This window comes from Paenibacillus polysaccharolyticus (genome assembly GCF_900102085.1).
In the GTDB taxonomy this organism is placed as follows: Bacteria; Bacillota; Bacilli; order Paenibacillales; family Paenibacillaceae; genus Paenibacillus; species Paenibacillus polysaccharolyticus.
The window spans coordinates 149,866-162,102 of sequence record NZ_FMVM01000017.1 but is presented as its reverse complement, the minus strand read 5'-3'; the positions used below and the strand labels follow the sequence as shown (position 1 = coordinate 162,102).

The window sequence follows — 12,237 nt, the reverse complement described above, 5'->3', positions numbered from 1 at the left end:
TAATTTCCTTTTATTGATGATACAATGAATTTAAAGCGTTTACAATAAAAGGATGCCAGCATATGCTGTTCGCATTCTGAGTTCGCAAATAATCGGTGAGGTGAGTGTCCATGTCTGCAAGCACAAAGCGGCCAAGATTGAAGATGCATCTGCTCGGCAATGATAGTCAGCGCAAATGCAAAGAAATGATTGAACGTCCCGTCAAAGTTTTGCAGATCGGGGAAGGTAATTTTTTACGGGGATTCGCAGACTGGATGCTTCATGAGAGTGCTCGGCAAGGCAAATTTCACGGCTCTGTAGCCGTGACACAGCCTCGGCCTGGGGGCAAGGCCAAACTGGAGCAGATTCGTGATCAGGATGGATTATATACAATGATTACGCGTGGTCTCTCTGAAGGGAAACGTGTGGAACGTACGGAAATGGTCTCTGTCTTCTCTCAATTTATTAATCCATACGAGGAGTGGCAGACGTTTCTGGAACTTGCGGAGTTGCCATCGCTGGAATTTGTAATCTCGAATACGACAGAATCCGGCTTGAAATATATCCAATCAGACTATATCCCAGGAGAGCCCGTTCAATCTTTTCCTGGTAAATTGACGGTTTTCTTGCATCAAAGATATGTACGTTTTGCTGGAGATCCATCGAGAGGACTCATTCACCTGCCATGTGAATTGCTGGAGGGCAATGGTGATGTTCTGCGAGAATGCGTGCTCCGTCATAGTGAAGATTTCGGATTCTCGGACAGCTTCCGCTCTTGGATCGAACATCACAATCAATTCCTGAACAATCTGGTAGATCGTATTGTGACGGGTGCGCCAACTCAGGAAGAGGCAGATGCACTCACGGAACGCTGGGGTTATGAGGATCAACTGATTAATACGGCAGAGCCTTATCATTTCTGGGCGATACAAGGCGAGGAGTCACTGGACAAGCGCCTTCCATTGAAACAAGCAGGGCTCAATGTGCACTGGGTTAAAGATTTGAAGCCATATCAGCTTCGTAAAGTGCGCATCCTGAACGGCTCACATACACTGATGTCTTCTCTGGGCTTGCTTCGCGGTAAACAACATGTAAGAGAAACCATGGAAGATCCGCAGTTTAGTTCCTGGATTAGGCAGGCGGTGCTTGAAGAGATTGTGCCTGCCATGGATATGCCTGAGCTGGGATTGGAGCCATATGCGGAAGAAGTCTTTGAACGTTTCTTAAATCCATATATTGATCACAAGTTGCAGGACATTGCACTGAATACGGCCGGTAAATTCAAAGTACGTGTACTGCCAACCCTGCTCGCCTATGAACAGAGTCAGGGAAGCTGGCCTGAGCGGTTAATACAAGGTTTTGCCGGATTCCTCTATTTATATCGCCCATTGCAGACGCAAGAGGGCTACAGAGCGCAGCTTTTGAGCGGAGAAACGATTCCACTAAGAGATGACCCTGATGTACTGGCAGCTTTGGCTACTCATTGGGAAGGATACGATCACTTGACTAGTGGAACGGCTGAATTGGAGAAGAGGGTTGCTGCGCTTCTCTCCGATGAAGTGATCTGGGGAGAGAATCTGGATGCCAAAGAAGGATTGCGAGCAGCACTCGTACATGAAATCAGTAAACTGGAAGGTGAAGTGAAATGAGTACAACAAGCACAATCAACGACTGGATTGCGATCCAGCCTCAGGACGATGTCATCATAGCACTTCGCGATTATGTGAAGGGAGAGCGTATTGATCTGCCGGATGGTCACTCGTTCACACTGCAAGATGATGTACCTAAAGGGCACAAAATCGCTGTGCATGATCTTGCACAGGGAGCAGATGTGATGAAATATGGTTTTTCCATCGGCCTCGCCCAGGAAGCAATTGCACAGGGGAGCTGGATACACAGCCATAACTTGAAGACAGGTCTGCATGGTTTGCTTGAATATGAATATCAGCCAGGACAACCGATGACGATAGACATGCCTCCTGAACATTTGCGAACGTTCGATGGGTATTTGCGTCCGAACGGGGAAGCGGGAATTCGCAATGAAATCTGGATCGTCAATACCGTTGGATGCATTAACAAGGTGTGTGAAGCTCTTGCACGGATGGGGCAGTCCCAATTTGGCAGTCGGGTGGACGGTGTGTTTCATTTTCCGCATCCTTTCGGCTGTTCACAGCTGGGGGACGACCTGAAATATACTCAACAGTTGCTGGCCTCACTGGTCGAGCATCCAAACGCTGGTGGTGTGCTGGTCATTGGTTTAGGTTGTGAGAATAACCAGGTGGATCAGTTCCGTGAGTGCATCGCACCGGAGTATCGGGAGAAGGTACGTTTCCTCAAAGCGCAAGAGACCGAGGACGAGTTGGAAGAAGGATTGCGTTTAATGGAAGAGCTGGTTGAGATTGCTGAGCAAGAGAAACGTCAGCCTCTGCCACTGAGCAAACTGAAAATTGGATTGAAATGCGGAGGCTCAGATGGCTTATCCGGCATTACAGCGAATCCGCTCGTAGGCGCTGTTGCAGATCTGCTCGTTGCTGCGGGTGGAACAGCGATTCTGACTGAGGTTCCGGAGATGTTTGGAGCGGAAACGATCTTGATGAACCGGGCTGCAGATGAGAAGGTGTTTAACGATCTGGTGGATCTGGTGAATGGCTTCAAACAATATTTCGTAAACCATGGTCAAAATATCTATGAAAATCCTTCACCAGGCAATAAAGCTGGCGGAATTACAACACTCGAAGAGAAATCACTCGGATGTACCCAAAAGGGAGGACGTTCCTCCGTTGTTGATGTGCTGCGCTACGGTAAACGAGTAACCAAGACGGGCCTGAACATTGTAGAGGCACCCGGCAATGACCTCGTTTCCGTGACGGCTTTATCTGCGGCAGGAGCACATATCGTGCTGTTTACGACAGGACGCGGCACACCGTTTGGCGGTCCGGTACCTACGGTCAAAATTGCAACGCAATCGGACCTGGCGAACCGTAAAAAGCACTGGATTGATTTTAATGCCGGTCAGCTGCTTGAAGGACAGACGATGGAACAGGTCAAAGAGCAATTATTCAGCCAGATTATTGACATTGCTTCAGGACGTGCGCAGACTCTTAGCGAACAGCATGGTTTCCGGGAGATCGCGATCTTCAAAGACGGAGTTATTCTCTAAACCTCATCTACGTGTTGCAAAATAAAACAAGACAACAATCCGGCGAGTTGTAATAAACTGCCGGATTGTTTTTTATTTCGTTTCGAAGTCTTATGCACGCGAAGCGGTGCAACAATATAGATTATACCGCTACATTGTGCGTTCTAAAATGTGCACTCCGCGGGCTTCAATACTAATCTCTCCAGTGTATTCCTTGCCTGATAACAACTCACGGACCCTTGAATCACCGAGATCATATGACTGCGGGGAAGCATTGTGGTTCATGACAAAAAGATAAGTTAACCCGTCTTTCGTACGTGCGCTTACCTCTACACCTTGCGTGGTTTCGAGCAAAGGTTTAATATTTTTTTCGGCCGCAAGCTCTGCGAGTAAACCTTCGAGGAAAATGTTTTCCGGATCAGTGGCGACGTACCAGGCTTGCCCTTGACCAAAGGTATTACATGTAAGTGCAGGCATGCCTTGATAGAAGTCTTCACCGTACTCGGCAATCACTTCTGCACCTTCACTGTGAAGGAGGTCGCACAGCATACCGCATTCGTATACGCCTTCAAGTGCGCCCCATGTTTCCTTCAGAACGATGCTATTCTTCTGTTCGGGTAGGAGAGCATCAATCTCTTCGACCCAGATGCCAAGCAGGTTTCGAAGCTCACCGGGGTAACCACCAGTGGTCACGAGATCATGCTCGTTAACAATTCCGCTAAAGAAGGTGGTCAGGAAGGTGCCGCCGGCCGCAACGAACTGCTCCAATTTTGCAGCAAAGCCTGGTTTGACCATATATAGCACAGGCGCAAGAAGCAGATCGTATGAGCTTATATCGCTGTCTACACTTATAATGTCCACTTGAATGTTGCGGTGGAAAAATGCCGCGTAGTATTTGTGAATTTGCTCGACGTATTTCAGAGCCACCGTTGGCCCGCTTGATTTTTCAATTGCCCACCAGTTATCCCAATCGAATACAATCGCTACCTTGGACTGAACTCTGGCATCAAGCGTGGTGTCGCCGAGGATCTGCAGTTCCTTGCCGAGCTGTGCGACCTCTCTGAACACCCTTGTGTTTTCGTGTCCTGCATGTTCAATGACGGCACCATGGTATTTCTCGCATGCACCGATGGAACGGCGAAGCTGGAAGAACATCACGGTATCCGCGCCGTGTGCGACAGACTGATAACTCCATAGACGCATGACACCAGGGCGTTTCAGTGAGTTATACGGTTGCCAGTTCTGCTGACTGGGTGTCTGTTCCATTAGCATAAACGGCTGACCGTCTTTGAGACCGCGCATGAGATCATGAGCCATGGCGGTATAACTGATGGGTGTCGCAAGACCGGGATAACTGTCCCAGGACACGATATCCATATATTTAGCCCATTTGAAATAGTCAATCTGTTTGAAAAAGCCCATCAAATTCGTTGTGACGACAGAATCGGGAATATGCTTTTTAACGGCATTGTACTCCAGCAGATAACATTCGAGCATGCTGTCCGAGTTAAAACGGGAGTAGTCCAGTGAGATACCTTGGAATGATGAACTGTTGTGACCCCAATGTTCACTCAGATTGCTTGGAAGCACAATCTCGTCCCAATCATAGAACGTATGGCCCCAAAAGTTGGTGTTCCATGCTTTATTGACCTGTTCTATGGTTTTATAACGTTTCTTGAGATATACACGGAATGCTTTTTCGCAGTTTTCACAATAACAATCCCCGCCATATTCATTGGAAATATGCCAGACAAGGACTGCGGGATGATCTTTGTATCGCTCGGCCAGTTTGTCTGCGATGATTTCGGAGTACTTCCGGTAGGTCGGACTGTTCGGGCAAGAGTTATGCCGTCCGCCAAATTTCCGTTTGCGTCCGTCCGCGTCTACGCGCAGGACATCGGGGTAATTTTTGGCCATCCATGCTGGGTGCGCGGCGGTACTTGTGGCAAGGCAGATATAAACCCCATTTTCATACAAACGATCAATTAATTGATCCAGATATTCAAAATTATACGTCACCTCGTCAGGCTGAATTAGTGCCCAGGAAAAAACGTTAATCGTGGCCATATCAATGCCCGCCAGTTTAAACATGCGGAGGTCTTCCAGGTGGGTCTCATGATCCCATTGTTCAGGATTGTAATCGCCTCCATAAAACATTTTGGGTAATTTGTTGCTGATCAATGTGCTCACCTCTTGTATAAGAATAATCCTATACTATATGATACATATGACTTTTAAAATATAATAAAAGTGATGATGCATATAAGAATATGGAACTGGATTCTATTGTATTTAAGGAGGTTATCATGCTCATCTCACCGGGGCATCAGCGTTTTTTTATGACACCGCGGGATCAGCCGCTCCCACTATATATCGAGAGTATAGGCTATAACGGAAATCAGGAAAAAGTCTCCAGAACTGCGGGTTATCCGTATTACCACTGGCTGCAAACGGTCAAGGGAGCAGGAGAGTTCAAGCTGTCAGGGACTTCAGCAATTGTTGGCGAAAGCTCGGGTATTTTGCTTCCCCCAAACCTGCCTCATGAATATGCTCGTGTTCAAAACGAGTGGGAGACCATTTATATTACATTTGGTGGTTCGCAGTGTGCCGCCATCGTAGATTCACTTGGGTTGGGTGAGGCCGATATTCGCCAGTGGGAGACAGATAGTCCACTAAACGATTATGGTCAGCATGTGCTGAGTTCGATCGGGAGTGATCAGGATTTATCCGGATTGGAAGCCTCGGCGGACATGTATCGTTTTTTGATTTTGCTTAAAAAACACGGAATGACCGGCAATCGCTCCTCCATCTCCCAAGCTGTAGCAAGACTTGCTCCGCTGCTTGCCTTTATGGAGGAACATTACGGCGACCCGGACATCGGGCTAGAACAAATGGCATGCATTATCGGAATCTCATCCAGGCATATGAATACGCTGTTTAAACAATCCTTCGGCATAACGGCCTACAGTTACTTCATTTTGCTTCGCATACGTAAAGCCAAAGAAATGCTGACGGGCAGTATGGAACTTACGATCAAGGAGACTGCGGCACGGGCCGGGTTCCGGGATGCCAGTCATTTTGTTGCCACATTTCGCCGGATTGAAGGGGTCACACCTGAACAGTTTCGCAACTTGTACTAATTACGCCAAGGTTGAACAAAAAGATATGCAGAAGGGTATTGATGCTTCTTCCTGTTGCCGTTATGATGGTATCGAATCCTAGAATCGAAAACGATTAAACGAATCTATTCCATATACATGAGAGAGGATGAGTCCGATCATGAGTTCAATTATTCCTTTGTGGGAGCAGGTGGCCCCATACGCGGCTACAGGCCATGAAAACGAAATGCCACATCTGATTCCTTTTATTCAACCAGGTTCCGAGAGCGCTGTCATTGTATGTCCAGGGGGCGGTTATGGCCATCTCGCTGACCATGAGGGTGCGCCCGTTGCTGAGTTGCTCAATCGTGCTGGCATTAGTGCTTTTGTACTCAAATATCGAGTAGCACCGCACAGTCATCCGGCGCCTCTGGCGGATGGGCAACGTGCAATCCGTTATGTAAGAGCTCACGCGGAACACTATGGGATCAACCCGTCCAAAATTGCAGTACTTGGGTTTTCGGCAGGTGGCCATCTCACAGCAACATTGGGTACGCAGTATGATGATGGACAACCGGGCCATGAGGATCCGATTGAACAGGTAAGCTCTAGGCCGGACCGTGTCATTCTCTGTTATCCGGTTATCACGATGGAGTCTTATGGACATGAAGGCTCGCGTATCAACTTGCTAGGCGAGGATGCAACCGAAGAACAGGTTCAAGCGTTCAGTGCAGAGCGACAGGTTAGAGCAGATGCTCCTGAAGCATTTATTTGGCATACGAGTGATGACCAGGCTGTACCCGTGGAGAACAGTTTACGGTACGCTTTGGCTTTGGGTGCACATGGGATTCCATATGATCTTCACATCTTTGAAAAAGGTCCACATGGGTTAGGACTGGCGGAGCATGATGCTACGGTTCGAGTGTGGTCAGATCTATGTCTCACTTGGCTTAAAAATCAAGGTTGGTGACGTCGGCAACGGCACAAACTCTATTTTGCCAGTGAACTAACGGATCAATATCGAGCAAAGGAGAACAACGCCATGAAATTGCAAAAGAATGACAGACTTCTTTTTATCGGGGATTCCATTACCGATTGCGGACGAGCACATCCTGTAGGTGAAGGAAGTTCAGGGCTGGGACATGGGTATGTGGCACAGGTGTATGCTTTATTGCGGTCCATTTATCCCGAACTGATGCTGAGATTGCAGAATGTGGGTAATAGTGGGAATACCGTTCGTGACTTGAAGCAACGCTGGCAACAGGATGTACTTGATCTAAAACCGGACTGGCTCACAATTATGATCGGTATTAACGATGTGTGGCGGCAGTTCGATCACCCGCTGGCTGACTCACAGGTGTTTCTGGAGGAATACGAGGCAACATTGCGTGAGCTGGTCGCATCCGTGCGCCCGAATCTGAAAGGGCTTGTGCTTATGACCCCGTATTATCTGGAAGCGAACCCGGAAGATCCGATGCGGGCGACGATGGACATCTACGGAGAAGCGGTTCGCAGAGTAGCATCGGAATATGACGCGCTGTTTGTAGATACGCAGGCAGCATTTGCGCCACTGTGGGATCATTTTTATACATCGGTTCTCACACATGATCGAGTACACCCGGATGCTACGGGTCACATGGTACTTAGCAAAGCTTTTCTAGATGCGATTGGATTTGAATGGACGAGAAATACGAAATCCTAAGAAGGAGCGATAATATGAGTCATGTAACTGTAGTTGTGGATACACCAGCACAATTGGGAGAAGGACCAAGCTGGGATGCGGAAAATAGTCGTTTGTTATGGGTAGATATTGAAGGGTTTAAAGTACATGCATACGATCCCGAGACAGGTGAGGATCAGGCTTATGATGTGGGTGAACATGTCGGAGCGGTGGTGCCCTATCGTGGGGATGAAGTGATCGTTGCACTCCGAAGCGGCTTCTATACATATCATCTGCTCACGGGTGAGAAGCAAGCGATCGCGGACCCTGAACAAGACAAATCTACCAATCGGTTCAATGATGGAAAATGTGATGCATACGGACGTTTTTGGGCCGGTACGATGAGCCTGAACAACGAACAAAAGGCTGGATCATTATATTGTCTGGAGGAAGGGAAGCCTGTACGCAATATGGTGCAACAAGTATCCACCTCCAACGGTCTGGGTTGGAGCCCGAATCGTGAGCTCATGTATTACATCGATACGCCGACACGTTCCGTGGATCGTTTTGATTTTGATCTGGCCTCGGGTACGATCTCCAATCGGATGAGTATCATCTCAGTGCCGGAAGACATGGGATTCCCGGACGGCATGACTGTGGATGCTGAAGGTATGCTGTGGGTTGCCCATTGGGGTGGAGGAAGAGTCACCCGCTGGAACCCGGAGACAGGGGAACTGTTACAGCAGATCGAAGTGCCTGCAGATCAGGTGACTTCCTGTTGTTTTGGCGGCCCGGATCTCGAAGATTTATATATTACTACTGCACGTATAGGAATTAAGGAAGAGCGCTTGCAGGAAACGCCGCAAGCAGGTGCATTATTTGTCGTTAAGCCGGGTGTTAAAGGGCAGGAAACACATGTCTACGGACGAAAAGCGTAAGCAAAGTGAGCAGGAAAAATCATAGTGGATTTAAAGGTGCTGTGTGAACAGCATCTTTTTTTATTTTACCAGAGGATTACAAATTTTTTTTGAAAAGTGGATATTTACACAGAGGGGAAAAACGTTTTCTATCGAATGTTATTATTGAAAGTATTATCCATTTTGTGGTGGCGTTCGAAAAATTTTGTAAGCGCTTAACCACAAATTGAAGGGAGGTGGATCTCCTCTAAGGGAGAAGGTATGGATTCGTCTGATACGCCATCATCAGCAGGTGAGACAGCGGGGATAGAACGAATTGCCAAAATGTACAAACGCGAAAAGGAGGAGTAGTTGAGATGAAAAGGTGGATGAGCAAGTTACGAATCCTGAGTTTAAGTGTGGCTATTGTTACGGCTTCACTGGGTGGTCTGGGGATGGCAGGAACTTCAGAGGCTGCGCCGAGTGAGGCCTACGAATGGAAAAGCGTCGTTACTGGCGGAGGCGGAGGTTTTATACCCGGCATTATCTTTAATGAATCTGAAAAGGACTTGATCTATGCGCGCACTGATATAGGTGGAGCTTATCGCTGGAATCCGGTGGATAGTAGCTGGACTCCGCTTACTGACTTTGTAGGCTGGGACGACTGGAACAATAACGGGGTAGATGCGCTCGCCTCCGACCCTGTTGATCCAGATCGGGTGTACATGGCTGTAGGGACGTATACGAACTCATGGGTGAAGGACAACGGATATATCTTCCGTTCCACGGATCGCGGAGATACGTGGGAGAAAACCGAGCTACCCTTCAAGGTAGGGGGAAACATGCCCGGACGTTCCATGGGTGAGCGTCTGGTTGTGGACCCGAATGATAACAGCATATTGTATTTCGGAGCCCGCAGTGGTAACGGATTATGGAAAAGTACAGATTCTGGCGTAACCTGGAGTGAAGTAACCAGTTTTCCGAATCCGGGTAACTATGTTGAGAACCCTGCTAATGAATACACAAGTGACATTATAGGTCTCGCCTGGATTACTTTTGATGAAACAAGCGGCTCTGCGGGACAGGCTTCACAAACCATTTATGTCGGCGTAGCTGATAAAAGTGAAAGCATCTATCGCAGTACCGACGGCGGCTTGACCTGGACTGCTGTTCCCGGACAACCTACGGGTTATCTGCCTCATCATGGGAAAATGGACGTAGATGGAAGTTTGTATATTACCTACAGTAATGGTGCGGGACCCTACGACGGAACGAAAGGGGATGTCTGGAAGCTAAACACAGCAACCGGAGTATGGAAGAACATCAGCCCAGTTCCGAGCAGCAGTTCGGATAACTATTATGGTTATGGCGGCTTGGCTATTGATGCACAGGAGCCTGGAACGATAATGGTCGCAACGCTGAATTCCTGGTGGCCTGATGCTATTCTGTTCCGTAGTAAAGATGGTGGAGATACCTGGACACGAATATGGGACTTTGAAGGGTATCCTGACCGAAAATTCAGATATACGCAGGATATTTCCGCGGCGCCTTGGTTAACCTTCGGTGTGAATCCTGCACCGCCGGAAATTTCGCCTAAGCTGGGCTGGATGATTGCTGCTCTGGAGATTGATCCGTTTGATTCCGACCGATTGATGTATGGAACGGGGGCAACCATCTACGGAACCAACAATCTGACGGATTGGGACGAGGATAAGAAAATTAACATTTCCGTTATGGCCAAAGGCATTGAAGAAACCAATGTCATGGATTTGATTAGCCCGCCAAGCGGAGCGAATCTGCTTAGTGCACTCGGTGATGTTGCCGGGTTCCGTCATGATGATCTCACCAAAGCTCCAGCAACGATGTTTACGAATCCGAATTATCCTTCAACAGAGAGTATTGATTTTGCCGAATTGAGCCCAAACACCATGGTACGGGTGGGGAAAGCAGATTACACGGTTGATCCCAATGCGAGATCCATTGGTTTATCCAGCGACGGAGGAAAAACGTGGTATAAAGCAAGCGCAGAGCCGTCAGGTACTGCCGGAGGCGGAACCGTCGCCATCTCGGCGACAGGAAACCGTCTGGTCTGGAGCACATCGGATCGCGGGGTATTCCACTCTGTAGGCGGTAATTCCTGGACGGCAAGTACGGGCATACCAGCAGGTGCCAAAGTCATTTCCGACAGAGTTAACCCGAACAAGTTCTATGGCTTCGCTGCAGGGAAAATTTACGTCAGTGTTAATGGTGGAGCATCGTTCACTGTATCTCCAGCTACTGGGCTTCCTGCCTCAGGTAATTCAGACCTCGACGCTGTGCCAGGTGTGGAAGGAGAACTGTGGTTTGCTGGAGGCAATGAAGAAGAAGGGCCCTACGGCTTGTGGCACTCAACAGATTCTGGAGCGACCTTTACGAAGCTCGCCAATGTAGAAGAAGCGGACAGCATCGGTTTTGGTAAAGCAGCTCCTGGGCAGAGTGTTGTCGCTTTGTATGCCGTTGCACAGATTGATGGGACTCGCGGATTTTTCCGTTCTGATGATGGTGGCACGAACTGGGTGCGAATTAACGATGATCAGCATCAGTACGCCCGTGTGACCACAATTACAGGTGACCCACGTATTTATGGCAGAGTATATCTAGGTACCAACGGACGCGGAATACTCTATGCGGACCCGGTTAATGGCAATGGGGGCACACCTACAGTACCTAATTCGACCATCACCCCGGTAACGGCTCAATTTGATCTGAATGTGGATCATCAGGCCAATATTCCTGTCACGTTAACACTTAATGGCAATACACTGACCTCTATTCGCAACGGAAACGCGATACTTGTAGCCGGAACCGACTATACCGTTGCGGGTAATCAGGTTGTGCTGTCCAAAAATTATTTAGCCACATTGTCTAAAGGTGCAGCTGTGTTAACTTTTCAGTTCAGTGCAGGCAACCCTGCGGTGCTGAACCTGACCGTTAAGGATACAACTGTGGTCATCCCAGGTGGAACAATTCGTATCGAGATGTACAATGGAACAACGGCAGCTACGGGCAGTTCCATCACTCCCAAATTCAGACTGACCAATACCGGTACAACTCCACTACATCTGTCCGATGTGAAAATTCGATATTACTATACGATTGACGGTAGTCAACCTCAAAATTTCTTCTGCGATTGGGCTGCTGTGGGAAGTGCCAATGTTACCGGTACGTTCAGTTCCATTAATCCTGCGTTGCCAGGAGCGGATCATGTGTTAGAGGTTGGATTCAAGGCAACTGCGGGAACGTTAAACGCAGGACAGAGCACGGAAATCCAGACTCGCTTTTCCAAAGACAATTGGACCAATTACACTCAAACGGATGATTACTCCTTTGAAGGAACGCATACCTCTTATGCTGACTGGTCCAAAGTAACTGGATATGTTGCGGGTCAACTTGAATGGGGAATGGAGCCGTAACATTCGGTTCATG

Annotated in this window: 8 protein-coding genes; 7 read left to right on the top strand and 1 reads right to left on the bottom strand. The window is 48.2% G+C overall.

The genetic code is table 11. The features are described from left to right. The first annotated feature begins 110 nt into the window (after positions 1-110). Positions 111-1,628, top strand: a complete 1,518-nt coding sequence (locus tag BLQ13_RS22560) for a tagaturonate reductase (protein ID WP_090923928.1) — start codon at positions 111-113, stop codon at positions 1,626-1,628. Next, a complete protein-coding gene (locus BLQ13_RS22555; RefSeq protein ID WP_208606819.1) occupies positions 1,625-3,139 on the top strand; it encodes a UxaA family hydrolase in 1,515 nt (504 codons plus the stop codon). The genes BLQ13_RS22560 and BLQ13_RS22555 overlap by 4 nt, the downstream gene beginning before the upstream one ends. 129 nt (positions 3,140-3,268) lie before the next feature. Here the strand turns inward: BLQ13_RS22555 and BLQ13_RS22550 are convergent, their stop codons facing one another. Then, positions 3,269-5,299 (bottom strand): beta-galactosidase, encoded by a 2,031-nt coding sequence (locus BLQ13_RS22550; RefSeq protein ID WP_090923927.1) that lies wholly within the window; start codon positions 5,297-5,299, stop codon positions 3,269-3,271. 125 nt (positions 5,300-5,424) lie between these two features. Between BLQ13_RS22550 and BLQ13_RS22545 the strand changes: the two genes are divergently transcribed. The 5 genes from BLQ13_RS22545 to BLQ13_RS22525 all read left to right on the top strand — a co-directional run bounded on the left by BLQ13_RS22545 (position 5,425) and on the right by BLQ13_RS22525 (position 12,224). Then, on the top strand, positions 5,425-6,258 hold the full coding sequence (locus BLQ13_RS22545; RefSeq protein WP_090923926.1) for a helix-turn-helix domain-containing protein: 834 nt from the start codon (positions 5,425-5,427) through the stop codon (positions 6,256-6,258). Positions 6,259-6,397: 139 nt separating this feature from the next. Further along, the gene (locus BLQ13_RS22540) at positions 6,398-7,186 is read left to right on the top strand and encodes an alpha/beta hydrolase (RefSeq protein ID WP_090923925.1); all 789 of its coding nucleotides are present in this window, start codon (positions 6,398-6,400) and stop codon (positions 7,184-7,186) included. A 72-nt stretch (positions 7,187-7,258) separates the two neighbouring features. Next, entirely contained in the window at positions 7,259-7,918 is a 660-nt protein-coding gene (locus BLQ13_RS22535) for an SGNH/GDSL hydrolase family protein (RefSeq protein WP_090923924.1), read from the top strand. A gap of 14 nt (positions 7,919-7,932) precedes the next feature. Continuing rightward, a complete protein-coding gene (locus BLQ13_RS22530; RefSeq protein WP_090923923.1) occupies positions 7,933-8,814 on the top strand; it encodes an SMP-30/gluconolactonase/LRE family protein in 882 nt (293 codons plus the stop codon). A 335-nt stretch (positions 8,815-9,149) separates the two neighbouring features. Next, the gene (locus BLQ13_RS22525; RefSeq protein WP_090923922.1) at positions 9,150-12,224 is read left to right on the top strand and encodes a X2-like carbohydrate binding domain-containing protein; all 3,075 of its coding nucleotides are present in this window, start codon (positions 9,150-9,152) and stop codon (positions 12,222-12,224) included. Positions 12,225-12,237: the final 13 nt, after the last annotated feature.